Source organism: Yinghuangia soli (genome assembly GCF_021502675.1).
GTDB classification, from domain to species: Bacteria; Actinomycetota; Actinomycetes; order Streptomycetales; family Streptomycetaceae; genus Yinghuangia; species Yinghuangia soli.
Window position 1 is genome coordinate 788698 of sequence record NZ_JAKFHA010000001.1, and the last position, 16881, is coordinate 805578.

Below are 16881 nucleotides of genomic sequence, written 5' to 3' on the forward strand. Positions count from 1 at the left end.
CGGCGCCCCCCCCGGGCGCCCGCCCCCCCCCGGGGGGGGGCGCCCCCCCCCCCCGGCCCGGCCACGGACACTGCCGTGCCCCTGCCCCTCCCCCTGCCCGTGCCCTTGGGCAACAGGACTTTCGTCCCTGCCGTACGTGTCTTACGCCCCGAGTTGCCCTGTTCTATCCATATAGAGTCGTACCCGTCCTCGCGACGTGGGTGGAATCCCCCTCCGCCCGGCGAGCATCCGAAACGGGAGTGCGGCACCGTGACCATCTCGGACCCAGGGACCGAGGCCGAGCCCGGTCCCGATCCTGATCCCGACTCCGACTCCGGCAGACCGCGGCCGGAGGGCCCGCGGCCCGCCCGCGGCAGCCTCGGCCTCCTGGCCTGCACCGCGCTGGTGATCGGCAACATGATCGGCTCGGGCGTCTTCCTGCTCCCCGGCACGCTGGCGCCGTACGGCGGACTGGCGATCGTGGCGTGGTGCTTCACCTGCGCGGGGGCGCTGCTCCTCGCGCTCGTGTTCGGGCGGTTCGCCCGGCTGCAGCCGCACACCGGCGGCCCGTACGCCTATGTGGAGCGCACGTTCGGCCGCTTCACCGGCTTCATGATCGGCTGGGGCTACTGGATCGCGGTCTGGGTGGGCAATGCGGCGATCGCGATCGCCGCGGTGGGCTACCTGGCCTATTTCGTGCCCGCGCTCGAAGGCCGGGCGCTGTCCTCCGCGCTGGTGGCGGTCGCCCTGTCGTGGGCGGCGACGTACCTGAACGTGCGCGGCGTGAAGGACGCGGGCTTCGTCGCGATACTGACCACCGCGCTCAAGCTGATCCCGCTGGTGGGCATCGCGGTGGTCGGGCTGTTCTTCCTGGACCGCGGCGCGGTGCCGGAGTTCAACCCGACCGGCGGCTCGGCGTTCCAGGGCATCACGGCCGCGGCGGCGCTCACGCTGTGGGCGTTCATCGGCATGGAGTCGGCCACGGTGCCGGCCGGCGACGTGAAGGACCCGCGGCGCACCATCCCGCGCTCCACGATCCTGGGCGTGAGCGTGGCGTCCGCGGTCTACGTGCTGAGCACGTTCGTGGTGATGACGCTGGTGCCGGCCGGGCAGCTGGAGTCGTCCAGCGCGCCGTTCGCGGACGCCGCCGAGGTGATCGTGGGCAAGGCGGGCGGCTCGATCGTGGCCGCGGGCGGGCTGATCGCGTGCCTGGGGGCGATGTCGGGCTGGGTGATGCTGCAGGGGCAGGTGCCGATGGCCCTGGCCCGGGACGGGCTGTTCCCGAAGCGGTTCGGCGCGGTGAACCGGCACGGCTCCCCGGCGTACGGCCTGGTGTTCTCGAACGTGCTGGTGACCGTGCTGATCCTGATGACCGCGAACAGCGGGCTGGCCGGCCAGTTCAAGGAGATCATCCTGATCGCCACGCTGTCCTCGCTGATCCCGTACGGCATGACCGCGCTGGCACTGCTGAAGGTGATGCGCGCCGACCGGTCGCAGTTCCCGGGCTCGGCCTTCGCGAAGTACACGGCCATCGCGGTGCTGGCCGCCGCGTACTCGGCCTGGGCGATCTACGGCTCGGGCTGGGAGACGGTGTGGAAGGGGCTGGCCGCACTGGTCCTGGGCCTGCCCGTCTACTTCTGGCTGCGCCGCCGCGGCGACGGCCCGGACGCCTGGCAGGCCGACAGGACCGAGCGTCCGGCCCGGGCGGGAACAGCCCCCTAGGCGATCTGGTTACTCATGAGTAGCATGTGCCCGTAACCCTTCCACGAGGAGTGCTGCCACTGTGTCTCGTCACCCCAGGGACGTCGTCTTCGTCGACGGTGTCCGAACCCCCTTCGGCAAGGCCGGCCCCAAGGGCATCTACCACGAGACCCGCGCCGACGACCTGGTCATCGCCTGCATCCGCGAGCTGCTGCGCCGCAACCCGCAGCTGCCGGGCGAGAAGGTGGACGAGGTCGCAATCGCGGCCACCACGCAGATCGGCGACCAGGGTCTGACCATCGGCCGCACCACGGCTCTCCTGTCCGGCCTGCCGAACACCGTCCCGGGCTACTCGGTCGACCGCATGTGCGCGGGCGCCATGACCGCGGTCACCAACGTGGCCGGCGGCATCGCGCTGGGCGCGCTGGACATCGCCATCGCGGGCGGCGTGGAGCACATGGGCCGCCACCCGATGGGCGAGCAGGCCGACCCGAACCCGCGCATCATCGCGGAGAAGCTGGTCGACATGTCCGCGCTGAGCATGGGCATGACCGCGGAGAACATCCACGACCGGTTCCCGCAGCTGACCAAGGAGCGCGCCGACGCGTTCGCGGTCGGCAGCCAGGACAAGGCCGCGAAGGCGTACGCCGACGGCAAGATCCAGCCGGACCTGGTCCCGGTCGCGGTGCGCTCCGCGGAGAAGGGCTACGGCCTGGCCACCGAGGACGAGCCGCCGCGCCCCGGCACCACGCTGGAGAACCTCGCCGCGCTGAAGACCCCGTTCCGGGTCCGCGGCCGGGTCACCGCGGGCAACGCCGCGGGCCTGAACGACGGCGCGACCGCCGCGATCCTGGCGTCCGAGGAGACCGCGCGCGAGCTCGGCCTGCCGGTCAAGATGCGCCTGGTGCAGTACGCGTTCGCGGGTGTGGAGCCGGAGGTCATGGGCATCGGCCCGGTGCCGGCCACCGAGAAGGCGCTGGAGCGCGCCGGCCTGACCATCGACGACATCGGCCTGTTCGAGCTGAACGAGGCGTTCGCGGTGCAGGTCCTGTCGTTCCTGGACCACTACGGCATCGCCGACGACGACCCGCGGGTCAACAAGTACGGCGGCGCCATCGCGTTCGGCCACCCGCTGGCCTCGTCCGGCGTGCGTCTGATGACGCAGCTGGCGCGGCAGTTCGAGGAGCACCCCGAGGTCCGCTACGGCCTGACGTCGATGTGCATCGGCCTCGGCATGGGCGGAACGGTCATCTGGGAGAACCCCCACTGGGAGGGCGACAAGTGACGGACCTCAAGCAGCTCGCCGAGGAGATCTTCCCCGACGAACTCGTCACCCACTTCCCGGTGCGGCTTCTCGACCTCCCGTACGGCGCGGGCAAGTTCGCGCTGATCACGATGGACAACGGGTTCGACCACACCAAGCCGACCACGTTCGGCCCGGCGGGTCTCGCCGAGCTGGGCGCGGCGCTCGACCAGGTCGAGGCGTACGCCGCGGCCGGCGAGATCGTCGCCGCGGGTGTGACCGGCAAGCCGTTCATCTTCGCGGTGGGCGCCGACCTCAAGGGCGTCGGCGTCATCAAGAACCGGGACCAGGCGCTGGCCATCGGCCAGGCCGGGCACGACGCGTTCCGCCGCCTGCGGAACCTCTCGGTGCCGACCTTCGCGTTCTACAACGGCGCGGCGATGGGCGGCGGCGTCGAGATCGGCCTCGCGTGCACGTACCGGACGATCTCGTCCGCGGTGCCGGCCCTCTCGCTGCCGGAGTGCTTCCTCGGCCTGGTGCCGGGCTGGGGCGGCTGCACGCTGCTCCCCAACCTGATCGGCCCCGAGAAGGCGATCACGGTCGTCATCGAGAACGCGCTGAACCAGAACAAGCAGCTGAACGGCCCCAAGGCGTTCGAGCTCGGCATCGCCGACGTGCTGCTCGACCCGGCGGACTTCATCGCCGAGTCGCTGCGCTGGGCCTCGCGCGTGCTGTCCGGCGACATCGTGGTCGAGCGGCCCGAGTTCGACCGCGGCGAGGGCTGGGACAACGCCATCGCGACCGGCAAGTTCATCGCCGACATGAAGGTGTCGGGCGCCTCGCCGGCCCCGTACCGCGCGCTGGAGATCATCGACGCGGCCCGCAGCGGCGACGTCGATGCCGGCTTCGCGCTCGAGGACGAGGCCCTCGCGGACCTCATCATGGGCGACGAACTGCGCGCCGGGCTCTACTCGTTCGACCTGATCCAGAAGCGCGCCAAGCGCCCGGCCGGGGCTCCGGACCGCGCGCTGGCCCGCCCGGTGACCAAGGTCGGCGTGGTCGGTGCGGGCCTGATGGCCTCGCAGCTCGCCCTCCTCTTCGCGCGCCGCCTGGGTGTGCCGGTCGTGCTGACAGACATCGACCAGGAGCGCGTGGACAAGGGCGTCGGCTACGTGCACGCCGAGATCGACAAGCAGCTCGCGAAGAAGCGCCTGAGCCCGGACGCGGCCAACCGCTACAAGGCCCTGGTCTCCGGCTCGCTGTCGAAGGACGCGTTCGCGGACGCGGACTTCGTCATCGAGGCCGTCTTCGAGGAGATGTCGGTCAAGCAGCAGGTGTTCGCCGAGGTCGAGGCCGTCGTCTCGGACACCTGCATCCTGGCCACCAACACCTCCTCGCTGTCGGTCACCGAGATGGCGTCGAAGCTGAACCACCCGGAGCGGGTCGTCGGCTTCCACTTCTTCAACCCGGTCGCGGTGCTTCCGCTGCTCGAGGTCGTGCGCGCGGAGCAGACCGACGACGCGTCGCTCGCCACCGCGTTCGGCGTCGCCAAGCAGCTGAAGAAGACCGCGGTGCTGGTCAAGGACGCGCCGGCCTTCGTGGTCAACCGCATCCTGACCCGCTTCCTCGGCGAGGTCCTCGCGGCCGTCGACGAGGGCACCCCGATCGAGGTCGCCGACAAGGCCCTGCAGCCGCTGGGCCTGCCGATGTCCCCGATGGTGCTCCTCGAACTCGTCGGCCCGGCGGTCGCGGCCCACGTGGCGGGCACCCTGAACGCCGCGTTCCCGGAGCGCTTCGGCGTCTCGGAGAACCTGGAGCGCGTGGTCAAGGCGGGCAAGCGCTCGTTCCTGACCTGGGCGTCCGGCGCCCCCGAGGTCGACCCGGAGGTCGCCGCGCTCATGGAGGTCGGCTCCGCGCCGCTCACCTCCGAGCAGGTCCGCGAGCGCGCGCTCGCGGCGCTGGCCACCGAGATCCGCCTCATGCTCGACGAGGGCGTCGTCCAGGCTCCGCAGGACATCGACCTGTGCATGATCACCGGTGCGGGCTGGCCGTTCCACCTGGGCGGCATCACGCCGTACCTGGACCGCGCGGGCGTGTCGGAGAAGGTCACCGGCAAGCGCTTCCTGGACCCGGGCGTGGCCTCGGTCTGAACGTCCTGAGCGGATCGGACCGGTCCTGAATGATCTTGACCGGGCCGAACCGATCCGCTCCGGCAGCATCACCGCGGGACACGAAGGCGCCGCCCCCTCCGGCAAGGGGGCGGCGCCTTCGCCGTTGCGGCGATGCGCGTCATGCGGGACAGCGCGCGCCGGCGGCAACCCGCGCGACACCCCTGCTACGGGACTCCTGGCTCCCCCGGCTCTCCCAGCTCCCCCGGCTCTCCCAGTTCCCCTGGCTCCCCCGGCTCGCCCAGTTCGCACCAGGCCAAGGCCTGATCGCGGGTCGTGAACCTCCTCCAGGGCACTGGACGGTCCCGGGCCACTGCCAGGAACGTCTGCTGCGCGGCGACCGCGACATGGTGTCCGCGGGCGGCAAGGTCGGCCAGAACCGCTGCCAACGCGGTGGCCTGGCCCGCCACGACACCCGTCACCGCGGTCAGATCCAGCAGCACCCAGCCCGGAACCGGCGGCGTGACCTCCCGGACCGCCCGCAGAACCGCCTCCATCTCGGTGAACTCCAGCGTCCCCTGGGCGCTGACGACCGCGATGCTCCGGCCGCCCCGCTCGATCCGCTGCGCACCGGTCACGGTCGCCGCATGGACCCCGGACTTGTGCATCAAGTGCAGCCCGAAGCGGGCCGACATCTCGGTGAGGGCCGCCACACCCCGCACCGGATTCCCGGCCTGGTTCAGCGGGGGACTGTAGACGGCGACGCCGAAACGCCCGGGACTGCACGCGATCAAACCGCCCGCGACCCCGCTCTTGGCCGGCAGGCCGACATCGAGCAACCACTGCCCGGCCCCGTCGTACATCCCGCAGGTAGCCATGATCGCCAGGGTCCTGACCGCGTCCGGCTCGGCGACGACCTGCTCGCCGCTGACCGGGTTGCGGCCGCCGCCGGCGAGGGTGGCGGCCATGACCGCCAGATCGGCCGCGGTGACGCGGACGGCGCACTGGCGGAAGTAGACGTCGACCGCCTCGTCCGGGTCGCCGTCCAGGGAACCGGCCGAGCGCATCAGGTACGCCAGGGCCCGATTGCGGTCCCCGGTCCGGGCCTCGCTGGCGTAGACGTCCTCGTCGACGTCCAACTCCCGTCCGGCGAAAGCCGACAGCACCCGCAGAATGCGCCCGAACCTCTCCGCCGGGCTCTCGGCCCGCACCAAGGCCGTCGTGGCGATCGCCCCGGCGTTGACCATCGGATTGGCCGGTCGACCGGTGCCCGGCTCCAGGCTGACGGCGTTGAACGAGTCGCCGCTCGGCTCGGCCCCCACGCGCCGGAGCATCTCCTGCGGTCCCAGGTCGCCCACGGCCAAGGCGTACACGAACGGCTTGGACACCGACTGGATGGTGAACGGCAGATCGGCCTCCCCGGCCTGGTACCGGTGCCCGGCCATGCTGCACAGTGCCAGCCCGAAGGCATCCGGATCGGCCAGTGCAAGCTGCGGGATGTACGCCGCGACCTCACCGTCCCGCAGCACGGCCAGCCGGCCGTGCAACTCCTCCAAGGCCGCGGTGACCGGATCATCCACGCCCGCCACCGTCCCTCACCCGCAAGCCCGACGGGCACGTTGCGCATCACCGAGATCTGCCGCCACAAGGTCCACCTTCCGACAATGCTCACCAGCCGACCACTCGAAAGGCCCGACCACCCGGACAGCGCAAAAGGCACGCCGCCACCCTTCGGCAAGGGGGCGGCGCCTTCGCCGTGCGCGGGGCTCGCGGCGGCCCGCCGAGCTCAGTCCGTGGCGGGGAAGGGGTCCTCCAGCAGCGGGATACAGGGCGACAGCAGCGCATCCGGACACTCGGCCACGCTCCCCCGCACCATCCTGAACACCCGGAATTCGTTCTCGTGTCCGCGCCACTCGTCGTCGTGCACATGCAGCAGGCCGTATGACCCCGGCGCTCGGCGCCCGACCTCGCCGAAAAAGGCGATGACACCCGCATGCCGGTGGTTCGGCATCCCGCCGAAGTGCACAAACAGCTCGCCGTTCATCCAGCGCAGATCCAGAAGGTAGGGGCTGTCGATCTCCCGGATGCGGTCCCGAAGCTCCGCGGCGATGCCCTGGAGCCGCCCGTCATCCTCGTCCTCGGCGCCCGCGCTCTCCAGCACATGAACCCACCCGTGGTACTCGAACATGCGCGGACCCTACCGAGGAACTCACCCGTGGGACTCGAACATGCGCGGACCCTACCGACCCGGAACCCCCATCCCACCCCACGCGTTCTTGGACCAAGGGGGCCTTCAGCCAGCCGATTTGCACCCACCATTGCCATCCCCGCCCACTCCTCCCCCTCCCACCAGGCATGATGAGGCGATGAACCGAAGCGAATGGCCGCTGCGCGTCCGCCAAGCCTCCGCTGCCTGGGGCGCGGCCCGGGTCGCCCTCGGCGTCCTGGCGATCACCGCCCCGCCCGTCGCCTCCCGCCCCTGGGTCGGCCGCGACGTCGAGAACCCGGGCGGCACCGTCTTCGCCAAGGCCCTGGGCGTACGCGACATCGCCCTCGGCGCGGGCACCGCCGTCTCCGCCCTCACCGGCCGCGGCTTCACGACCTGGGCCCTGGCCTCCGCGGGCGCCGACCTCGGCGACACCCTCATCACCCGCCGCCACTGGGACGGCCTCCCCCGCACCCGCGCCGCCATCGTCGCCCTCGCCGGAGCGTCCGCCGTCGCAGGCGTCGCCCTCGCCGCGGCCGACCCCCTGGCCCGCCGCTCGGAAGCCCGCCGCGCCGCCGGCGTCACCGCAGGCACCTGACCGCTGCCCGGGCCAGGCAAGATCACAAAAGGCGCCGCAAACGGAATCCGCCCTACCGCTCGCCATTGATACTTGCACCGGCGCGGGCTACATCTGACGGCGTGACAGATGACGCGAAAGACCTCGCCGCGGCCGCCCGCGAAGCCGTGCTCGCCCACGTCCGCCACTGGAACAACCAGGACAAAGACTCCTGGCTCAAGATCCTCGCCGACGACGTCCGCTACGAAGACCCGCCCGGCACCGTCGCCGGCATCGGCCGCGACGTCATGTCCGTCCAGGCCTGGGACAAGTCCTTCACCCCCACCAAGACCTGGATCCTCGAACCGGTCCTCATCATCGCCTGCGGCCGCGAGGCCCAGGTCCACATGCGCAACCACGGCTCCGTGGCCGGCAAGCCCGCGTGGGTCGACAGCATCGAACTCTGGCGCGTGAACGACGAAGGCCTCGTCGACTCCGTCCGCGCCTTCTGGGAACCCCCGGCCGAAATCCGCTCGCACCTCGGCCTGTCCACCTGGGAAGGCGAAACCTCCCTCGCCCCCGAGGCCTGAGCCGACCGGAACCGCCGCGCGCAGGCGTCCCTTTCGGGGGACGCCCGCAGCTCCGATCCGATGGTCGGATGATCCGAACAGGGCGGCCGAGCCGACGACTTGCCCGGTTCGGGGAAATGCCGACGCCTCCCCCGCGCGGATGCCACCCTGATCGGCAAGGCGGCACGCGGTGGGTGCCGTCAGGCGCGGGAAAGGGGGCACCGTGGCGCGGCGACTTGTCGTCTTCGTACCGGCGATCACCGGCCGTACGGAAGCGTGGACCGATCTGCAGAAGCGGCTGGCCGAGCTGGACGGGTACAGCGCAGCGGACTGCGACTACAGGGTCGTGCCGCACGGCGGCCGCAGCTACAAGCCCGGTTCCGTCAAGGATCTGGCCAAGGCCGTCGGGGCGCACATCCACGAGCTCTGGACGACCGGCGACTACGGCGACGTGGTGCTGGTCGGCCACAGCATGGGCGGACTCGTCCTGCGCCAGGCGTACTTGGACGCCCTCGGCGCGAACGGGCCCACCGGGCGTCGGCCGTGGGCGGCGAAGGTCGACCGCATCGTGCTCTTCGCGAGCCTCAACCGGGGCGTCGACGTGTCGCGGCACCGGGCGTGGTGGCTACCCGCAGCGGCGTGGTCCGCGCGGGTCCTGCCGGTGCTCCGGCGCTGGCTGGTGCACGACCTTCTGCGCGGCTCGGACTTCATCACCAACCTGCGCATCTCGTGGATCCGCGAGATCAATGCCCTGGACCACCCGCCGCTGATCCGGCAGTTCCTCGGCACCGAGGACAACCTCGTCACCGACGACGACAGCAGCGACGTACGCGCCTTCCCCACCGGCGAAGAAGTGCCCCTCGCCGGTGCCACCCACAACAACCTGCTGCAGGTGGACCTCGCACCGGACCCCGAGACCCGGTTCCGGCTCATCGCCGAGGCGTTCACCACCCCGCGCCCCACCGCCGTCATCCCGGAGATCGGCAAGCCGGAGAAGCGCGTCGTGATACTGCTGCACGGCATCCGCGCGGGCAACACCACCTGGGTGAAGGACCTGAAGGAGCTCCTCAAGGCGCAGGATCCGGACACCGAGGTGGTGGCGGCGACCTACGGCCGCTTCTCGGCACGCAAATTCGTCCTTCCGATCACCCGCCGCAAGTACATCGGCTGGCTCGAGGACATGTACGCCGAACAACTCGCCAGGAACCCGAAGGCGACGTTCCACTTCGTCGGCCACAGCAACGGCACCTACCTGCTCGGGCACAGCCTCAAGCGGATCCCGGGCATGCGCTTCCAGCGCGTGCTGCTGACCGGGAGCGTCCTGCCGCCGTCCTACGGCTGGACAGAGCGCATCGACCAGGGGCAGGTGGGCTGGATCCGCAACGACCGGGCGTCGCGCGATGTCCCTGTCGCGGTCCTGTGCGCCGGCCTCCGCGGCTTCAGAATGCGCGATATCGGCACCGGCGGCGTCGACGGCTTCAACGACGACCCGGCCACCAAGACCGAGGTCTACTACCACGACGGGGGCCACAGCGCGGCCCTCGAACCCCAGCACCTGGACGGCATCGCCAAGTACGTGCTGACCGGCGACACGAAGCCGCCGTCCGGCCTGGTCCGCACCCCCGCGTGGGCCGTCTCCCTGCTGTCCCGGATGGCCGCGCCGCTCTTCCTCGTCCTGGGTGCCGCCGCGGTGTCCGGCCTCGTCTGCCTCGCCCTCTTCGGCCCGTGGGGCCTGCCGCTGAACCTCCTTGCCGCGCTCGTCGCGGTGCCGATCGTGCTGTTCTTCATCCTCGACGTGGTGTGACGGGCCTCCACCGAAAGGCGGAGTACCGCCCGGTTCGCTACCACGACATCCGCGTTGCACGGCAAGGCCCCGGCCGACTACGGCATTTCGTACGACCACGACAAGAAACCCGCCACATGGACGACACCCGGATGTTCGGCGAACTCCTGCGCCGCTTGAATGCGGACGACTGCGCAGCCGCGCCCCGGCCCGGCGGCGAAGCCATCGAAATCAGCCGCTGGGCGGGCACCGACCTCCCCGACCCCATGGTCCTGGAAGTCAGCCCTGCCTCACTCGGCGACCGCCTGCGGGCGACCGCCGCAGACGCCGTCCAGGTCTTCCCGAGCGCCGAGCCCGCGACTGCGGCACTTCAGTTGCTCGTCGTACACATCCAAGAAGCCCTCAAGACGCGTCCCCCGGGAAGCCGCAGGCTGCTCCTCGAACCCGGCGGCGTGCGAGCAACCTGACCGTGGACGTCGGCCTTCGGCAACCCCGAGCCTCAGGGCCCGACACCGATCGCCGCGAGCGGCACGGAGATCCTCCAGGCCGCCCTACGGCAGCGGCCACTGCACCGGGGGCTGGTCGAAGCCGCCGCGGTGCTGGATCTTGACGAGCTTGGCGTTCAGGGGGACTTCGTACGTCACCAGACCGGTACGCGACTCGCCCGGGGCCAGTTGGGCGGTCGCGGGGAACGGCGTGCCGAAGGCCTGCCCGCCGATGGAGTAGTCGTACGCCTTGCCCTGCGCATCGTGGACCTTGACGTCCGCAGACGGCGAGGCATCCAGCGTCTCGGCCCCCAAGTTGGTGATGCGCCATTCGAGCGCGACCAGGCGGCCGGTCGGTTCGGCCTTGGTCGACTCGCTCTGCGGCGGCGCGGGGTCGACCACGCGGAGCAGCGTCACCTCGACCGGCTGCTTCGCACCGTCCAGCATGCGCACGGGCTCCCCGATCCGCGCCGGCCCCACGAACGGCGTGACGGTCACCGACGGAGCCGTCGTCGTCGCGGACGGAGACACGGATGCGGACGAAGTGGCAGACGCGCCCGCCCCCGTCGTCGAAGCACCCGCACCAGGAGCCGGAGACGTCCCGGCCGGAGCCGACGCCGCCGGGGTCGTCGCCCCCGCACCCGCCTTCTTGTCGTCCCCGCCACATCCGGCCAGCAGCAGGACCCCCGCCGCCACCGCCGCAACACCACCCGCCCGTCGGTGCCCTGCCCCGGTACCTGCCGCTCTGCCCCGCACCCGCGTCATACTTCCCCACCCCACTCAGTCGGACCGGCCATGATGCCAGCCTGGCACCCGCGGGGCGCGGACGGCGGAGATCACGGCGCCGGTTCGGTCACAGCCCCCATTCCTCGCACAGGCGCGTGACCAGGTACTCCTGCCGCTCCTTGAGGTGGGCGGGGGTCCACTGCTCGGCGGCCAGCACCTGGCCCGTCAGCGCGAAGGTGGTCGTCCCGTGCTTGCCGCCGAAGTACTTCGCCTTCTTGACGGTGAAGTCGTAGTTCTGCGCCTCGGAGTTCTTGCGCCGGGTGAGCAGGACGAGGTTGCCGAGCCGATGCGTCCACAGTTCGCGCTCGTCGTCGGTGAAGTCCGTCAGCCACTGCGAGCCCGGAGTCGGGTTCTGCGGCAGTACGTGCTCGACGGTCACCAGCGGGTGCACGTACACGGCTCCGGAGGCGTCGGCCAGGACCTCGTCCAGGCGCAGCAGTACGTACCTGCGGGTCTTCTTCTCCCTATAGATGTCGCCGTCGAGCTGGTCGCGGGTGGCCTGGCGCTCTTCGTCGTCGAGCCGGAAGGCCGGCGCATCCAGACCATGGCCCGCAGCGAGTTCCTTGAGCAGGGCCTCGTAGCGCTGGAGGCGCGGTGTCGTGTAGATGCGGCGGACGAACATGCTCGCGGCGAGGCGTTCCAGCGCGCGGAAGAAGTGGTCGAGCCAGACCGGGTCGTTCGGGTGCTCCTTGAGCGCCCACAGAGCCGGCGGGATCCAGTCGCTGTTGTCGAGCTGGTCCAGGCGGCGCAGCCAGGCGTTGACCTTCTCGGCCCCGGCGGGCGCGCTGTAGTCGAAGTCGCGGATGACGCCGTACGCCGCGGCGTACGGGTCGAGCACCTCGGTGACGAACTCCTTCGCCCGCCCCGGAAGGTAATTCTTCTTCAGAACCAACTCGTCGAATTCCTTAAGGAGTTCGACCTTGGCGCGTTCCTTGACGAAGACCATCCTCAGGTGCATGAACAGGTCTGCGAAGTCCGCGCGCCCGAGTGCTTCCTCGGCGTCCTCCCAGTGCGCCGCGCACATCTCCGCGGCCTTGGGGTCGTCCTCGAGATCGCCGATGACGAGGGACTTGAAGATGTCCGCGGGAGACAGGTCCAGCCCCCGCGAGTTCATGACGCTGAAGATCCGGTGGGCACTGACCAGGTCCGGCGTCCGCACGATGACCAGGAATGTCCGCTGGGACAGCATCCGGGTCAGCGCCAGCCGCTGCTCCTCCGTCCAGGTGGCGAGCCGTCGGCGCAGCGCCGATGCGTTGGCGATGACCGCGCGCTGCGCGTCCGTCGGCACGTAGGACGGGTCCACGGCGTCAAGTCCAGACGTGGCGCCGTCGTCCTGGACGTGCTTGCGGAAGAAGTCGGAGTCCTTCTCGCGAAGCGTCAACCGGGGCTTGGGCTCGAGCGCGAGCATCTTGCTGCCGGGTTCGGCGATCATCCGGGCCAACTCGCCGCGCAGTTCGCCGTCGTCGGTCAGGTCGCGGAGCACGGCGAGCAGGATCGTCAGCGTGGTGAGGCGCTGCTGGCCGTCGATGACCTCCGCGGCTGCTTTGTCCGCCTCCTTGACCAGCACGATGGAGCCCAGGAAGTAGGGCTCATCCCCGTCCCGCTGCAGCGCGTCATCCAGATCGGCGAGCAGTTGCTCGGCCTGTTCCACTTCCCATGCGTACGGCCGCTGGTAGCGCGGGATCCGGAAGTCGTAGTCGGCGCAGAACACCTTGTGCAGCGCCACTTCGTGCGCCTCGAGCTTTCGCATGTCGCACAGTCTCGCCTACCAGGCCGCCCCCGAAAGGGACTTCGGATCGACCGATGGACGCAGCAGCAGTTCACCGGCCGGCGGCCGACCAGACTCCTCGGGCAGGGCGAGAGGCGCCCGGCCCGAGGAGTGTCGCCGCGCAGAGTCAGGACAGGCGCCACTCGGCGTTGGGCTTGCCGTAGCCGCCGGAGAATTCGACCTTGACGAGCTTGGTGTTCTGGGGGACTTCGTAGGTCACGAAGCCCAGGCGCGAGTCGCCCGGGGGGATTTGGACCATCGCCGGGTATTCGACGCCTTGGGCGCGGCCGCCGATGGAGAAGTCGAAGACCTGGCCCTGGTCGTCGATCAGCTTGCTGAACGACGCGGGCGACGCGGAGAGGGGCTTGCTGCTGGTGTTGGTGACGCGCCACTGGATGGCGACGAGGCGTCCGCCGTCGTCGGCCTTGCTGTACTCGTTCGCCGGCGTTGCCGGGTCGACGATCTGAACCAGCGTCACCTGGAAGTCCTGGTCGCTGTGGGAGACGTTGAGCGTGTCTCCGACGTTCGCGACCGAGGGTGCTGCGGACGACGATGCCGAGGCGGATGCGGAGGGTGCCCCGCTCGGCGTGCCGGGCGTGCCGGGCGTGCCGGGTGCGCCGGGTGCCGGGGTCTCGCAGCGCTTCCTGAACTCGCCCATCGGGATGTTCGGGTTCGCGCAGTCCAGGGTGGAGACGTCCTGTGCCTGCGGTGTCGTATTCGTCTTCTTGTCGTCGCTGCTGCACGCCCCCAGCAGCGCGACCCCCAGTGCCACTGCCGCGACCCCGCCGATTCCGCGCCGAATCCCCATCATGCTCCCCACCCCGCCGAGATTGAGTCGATCATGATGCCAAACGGCGGGTGGGGACTCCAGGGCGGTGCCGGGACAGCAACCAAGTCGCAACCGGACGTTTTATGGGCGGCCAGGGAGGTCAGAGACCGGCGTCAGCAAGGATCTTGTGCATGGCTGACAGCGGCAGGCGGGGAGACGCGGCGGCGGCCTGCGCGACGTACGGCTCGGCGTCGGCGAGCAGGCGTTCGAGGGTGCTGGTCGAGAGGGACGCCTGGCCGATGGCGGCGGACCGCAGCGATGACGACTCGTCGACGGCGAGTTGCTCTGCGATGCCGGCGGCGTGCGTTCCGTTCTTTGCTGCCAAGTAGTACAGCTCCGCATCCTCGGGGCTGGTGCGGGTGATCCAGTCGTCGTACGCCTCCGCCGGAAATTGCGGCATCGACGTCAGAGGGGGATGGAGCTTCATGGATTCGCCGTATGCCTCGACGACTTTGCGCAGCACGTGGCCGGGCAGGCGTTCGGCATGGCAGACGGCGATGACTTGGGCATCGAACTGGTCCGCTTCGGCCAACATCTCGATGACCGTGTCGAGGGAGAGGTCTCCCTGGGAGGCCGCGACGCAACGGATGAAGTAGAGCGGCGACCGGGCGTGGCGCTCGCGGGTCTCCACGGGGGCGGTGCGGAGCCACTCCATCATGCTGGAGTGGGCCCACATCATGTCGACGCCGGCCCTGACCGGGTACCGGCGCTCGCCGTCATGGCGCGGGCCTTCTGCGTCGAGTTCCTCCCAGATCTCGACGCGCTGCTCATCCGACAGTTCCTCTTGGGTGAGGAGCGCCAGGCGCACCCGTGGACTGGGGTCGTTCCGCAGCAGCCGGTACGCATCCTGGAGTTGCGAAGACGCGGCGGCGACGCGGCGCACCATCTCGTCTTCGTCGTGCGCGAGTTCCCGGGCCTGTTCCGGAGTGAGCGTGACTCGGCCGGCGACGGCCACCCGGGTCGCCGGATTAGCCAGCAGCGCGCCGACGAGGTCGGCTGGGATGTCCCAGCGCCACGCATTGCCAAGCGCTGCGAGGCGCACCCGCAGGTCAGGGTCGGTCAAGAACGCCCGGCGTTGCTCCTCGGGCGGGTCGGCCCAGGTCCCGGCCATGGCGGCGCGGACCCCCGGGTCCGGGTCGACCGCGCGGGACATCTTGATGGCGAGCGGGAAGCCTCTCCCCAAATAGTCCAGCTTCCGGACCTCGGGGTCGGCGGCGATGTGGGCGACGAGTTCGTCCGGCGTCTCGCAGCCCGGGAGCTCGTCCGGACCGCTGCTGCGCAGCCCCGCGACGCGGACCCAAAGGTCGGGGTGGGAGGCGAGCGTCCAGCGGACGCCGGTCGGGGTGCGCGGGCTCGCGGCGAGTTCCTGCAGCGCCCCAGGTTCGTCCGCTTCGAGGATGACGGCGCGCATGACGTCGTCGATCCCGGCGTAGGACGCGGCGATCGACTGCCGCCCGACCGGGTGGCCGAGGAGGCGGAAGGCCAGGTCGTATGGGAGCGCCGGGTTGCTGCCCAGGCCGAAGAGGTGGGGGAACTTGGTGTTCGCCGTCATGGAACGCACCTTGGCACAAGGCGTGGTGAGTGTGTGTCAGCGATTCGTCGGCGACCATGCAGGGTTGCGGCCCAGCGCCCGGAGGATCTCGGCGAAGGGTGCGGTGCCGGCGGACGTCCCCCGAGATCCCCGCGGCGCCGGCCGCGCCGGAACAGGTGGGAGCGGCGGGGCGAATGCCGCGCCCGGGGCGAGGCGTGACGGGCCGTCGGGGACGGCGAGGGCGATGGGCAGTGCGGCTTCGGCGATGTCGGGTTCGGGGGCGTGCGGGAGGCCGAGGGTGCGGGCGACGTCCCAGGCGTGCACGACGTAGTCGATGAAGTGGAACCCGATGGCCTGCCAAGCCGGGAAGGGCATCGCGGAGGTGATCTCCGGAAGCATGAAGTCCTGCTCGCGGTCGGTGACTTCGCCGAAGGCGGCGAAGACGTCGGCGGCGGCTTCGCGGTACTGGGCGATGCTCGGGGGTTCCGTTGCCCAGTGCCGCGGATCGGCGCCGTCCCCGCGGGCCGCGGCGGCGAACCCGCGGTGCTGGGCGGTCATGTGAGCCAGCAGGTCGGCGAGCGACCAGCCGGTGCAGGGCGTCGGTTTGTCGAGGTCGTCGGCGGTGACCTGCTCCACCACGGCGACGCCGGCCTTCACCGTACGCGCGTCGTACCACTTGACGGCATCCAGCTTGATAGGCATTTGCTTACCGTAGGCAGGTGCTTACTGATTGGTCAACGGCTATGTTCGGGCGCATGTCCGCGAACGCCCCCGACCCGCCGCGCCGCGACCTGGCCGCGATGATCGTCCCGCTCGGCCGCCACCTGATGGCCGCCGAGATGCCGGTGCTGCGCGCGCACAGGACGTCGATGTGGGCGTATGTGGTGCTCCTCGGCCTGGGTGACGCGGGCGACGAACCGGTGCGCACGCAGGCGGCGTTGGCCCGCGAGATCGGCGCGGACAAGACGCGCATCATCGGCGTCCTGGACGACCTGGACGCCCGCGGCCTGATCCGGCGCGAGCCCGACCCCGCCGACCGGCGCGCCCGGCTGCTGTCGCTGACCGCGGAGGGGCGGCGGGTCCGCGACAGCATCCGGGCGGGCATCCGGGAACGCGAGGATCGCCTGCTCGCCCGCCTCTCCCCCGCCGACCGCCGGGGCTTCCTCAACGCGCTCGACGTCCTGGCGTCCCTCCCGCCCGGAGCCTTCGCCGACGAAGACGAAGGGGAAGCGGAGGGGGGAGCGGAAGGGGAAAGGGTCGGGGCAGGGGAAGGCGACGACGAGGACGGGAGCGCGGACGGCGGCGAAGGCGCGCCGGGCGTCTAGCGGTACCCAGAG

At 70.8% G+C, this 16881-nt stretch carries 15 protein-coding genes; 8 read left to right on the forward strand and 7 right to left on the reverse strand.

The genetic code is table 11. The features are described 5' to 3' along the window. The first annotated feature begins 249 nt into the window (after window positions 1-249). The 3 genes from LZ495_RS03405 (at window position 250) to LZ495_RS03415 (ending at window position 5073) form a co-directional block, all read left to right on the forward strand. Window positions 250-1701: an amino acid permease gene (locus tag LZ495_RS03405; RefSeq protein ID WP_235050312.1), complete on the forward strand. Its 1452-nt coding sequence runs from the start codon at window positions 250-252 to the stop codon at window positions 1699-1701. A 61-nt stretch (window positions 1702-1762) separates the two neighbouring features. After that, complete coding sequence (locus tag LZ495_RS03410) at window positions 1763-2965, forward strand: thiolase family protein (RefSeq protein WP_235050313.1); 1203 nt, start codon at window positions 1763-1765, stop codon at window positions 2963-2965. Continuing rightward, window positions 2962-5073, forward strand: a complete 2112-nt coding sequence (locus LZ495_RS03415) for a 3-hydroxyacyl-CoA dehydrogenase NAD-binding domain-containing protein (protein ID WP_235050314.1) — start codon at window positions 2962-2964, stop codon at window positions 5071-5073. The genes LZ495_RS03410 and LZ495_RS03415 overlap by 4 nt, the downstream gene beginning before the upstream one ends. Window positions 5074-5258: 185 nt before the next feature. On the opposite strand, the gene glsA is transcribed toward LZ495_RS03415, so the two are convergent. After that, window positions 5259-6611 carry a glutaminase A gene (gene glsA / locus LZ495_RS03420; RefSeq protein WP_235050315.1) on the reverse strand — a complete coding sequence of 451 codons (1353 nt, stop codon included), beginning with the start codon at window positions 6609-6611 and terminating at the stop codon, window positions 5259-5261. Between the two features lie 206 nt (window positions 6612-6817). After that, window positions 6818-7219: an Imm7 family immunity protein gene (locus LZ495_RS03425; protein ID WP_235050316.1), complete on the reverse strand. Its 402-nt coding sequence runs from the start codon at window positions 7217-7219 to the stop codon at window positions 6818-6820. A 178-nt stretch (window positions 7220-7397) separates the two neighbouring features. Here LZ495_RS03425 and LZ495_RS03430 point away from each other — a divergent pair, with 178 nt between their 5' ends. The 4 genes from LZ495_RS03430 (at window position 7398) to LZ495_RS03445 (ending at window position 10612) form a co-directional block, all read left to right on the forward strand. After that, a complete protein-coding gene (locus LZ495_RS03430; RefSeq protein ID WP_235050317.1) occupies window positions 7398-7835 on the forward strand; it encodes a hypothetical protein in 438 nt (145 codons plus the stop codon). 101 nt (window positions 7836-7936) lie between these two features. Beyond that, complete coding sequence (locus LZ495_RS03435) at window positions 7937-8383, forward strand: nuclear transport factor 2 family protein (protein ID WP_235050318.1); 447 nt, start codon at window positions 7937-7939, stop codon at window positions 8381-8383. Between the two features lie 202 nt (window positions 8384-8585). After that, entirely contained in the window at window positions 8586-10166 is a 1581-nt protein-coding gene (locus LZ495_RS03440; protein WP_235050319.1) for an alpha/beta hydrolase, read from the forward strand. Between the two features lie 116 nt (window positions 10167-10282). Beyond that, window positions 10283-10612, forward strand: coding sequence for a hypothetical protein (locus tag LZ495_RS03445; protein WP_235050320.1), 330 nt, complete (start codon window positions 10283-10285; stop codon window positions 10610-10612). A gap of 84 nt (window positions 10613-10696) precedes the next feature. Here LZ495_RS03445 and LZ495_RS03450 read toward each other — a convergent pair whose 3' ends face one another. The 5 genes from LZ495_RS03450 to LZ495_RS03470 all read right to left on the reverse strand — a co-directional run bounded on the left by LZ495_RS03450 (window position 10697) and on the right by LZ495_RS03470 (window position 16246). After that, window positions 10697-11077, reverse strand: a complete 381-nt coding sequence (locus LZ495_RS03450) for a DUF4352 domain-containing protein (protein WP_235050321.1) — start codon at window positions 11075-11077, stop codon at window positions 10697-10699. A gap of 406 nt (window positions 11078-11483) precedes the next feature. After that, on the reverse strand, window positions 11484-13166 hold the full coding sequence (locus tag LZ495_RS03455; RefSeq protein ID WP_235050322.1) for a DUF262 domain-containing protein: 1683 nt from the start codon (window positions 13164-13166) through the stop codon (window positions 11484-11486). Between the two features lie 145 nt (window positions 13167-13311). Beyond that, entirely contained in the window at window positions 13312-13995 is a 684-nt protein-coding gene (locus LZ495_RS03460; RefSeq protein ID WP_235050323.1) for a DUF4352 domain-containing protein, read from the reverse strand. A gap of 118 nt (window positions 13996-14113) precedes the next feature. Continuing rightward, window positions 14114-15565: a hypothetical protein gene (locus LZ495_RS03465; RefSeq protein ID WP_235050324.1), complete on the reverse strand. Its 1452-nt coding sequence runs from the start codon at window positions 15563-15565 to the stop codon at window positions 14114-14116. Between the two features lie 36 nt (window positions 15566-15601). Beyond that, a complete protein-coding gene (locus LZ495_RS03470; RefSeq protein WP_235050325.1) occupies window positions 15602-16246 on the reverse strand; it encodes a TIGR03086 family metal-binding protein in 645 nt (214 codons plus the stop codon). A gap of 53 nt (window positions 16247-16299) precedes the next feature. Here LZ495_RS03470 and LZ495_RS03475 point away from each other — a divergent pair, with 53 nt between their 5' ends. Further along, the gene (locus LZ495_RS03475) at window positions 16300-16869 is read left to right on the forward strand and encodes a MarR family winged helix-turn-helix transcriptional regulator (RefSeq protein WP_235050326.1); all 570 of its coding nucleotides are present in this window, start codon (window positions 16300-16302) and stop codon (window positions 16867-16869) included. The last annotated feature ends 12 nt before the right edge of the window (window positions 16870-16881 follow it).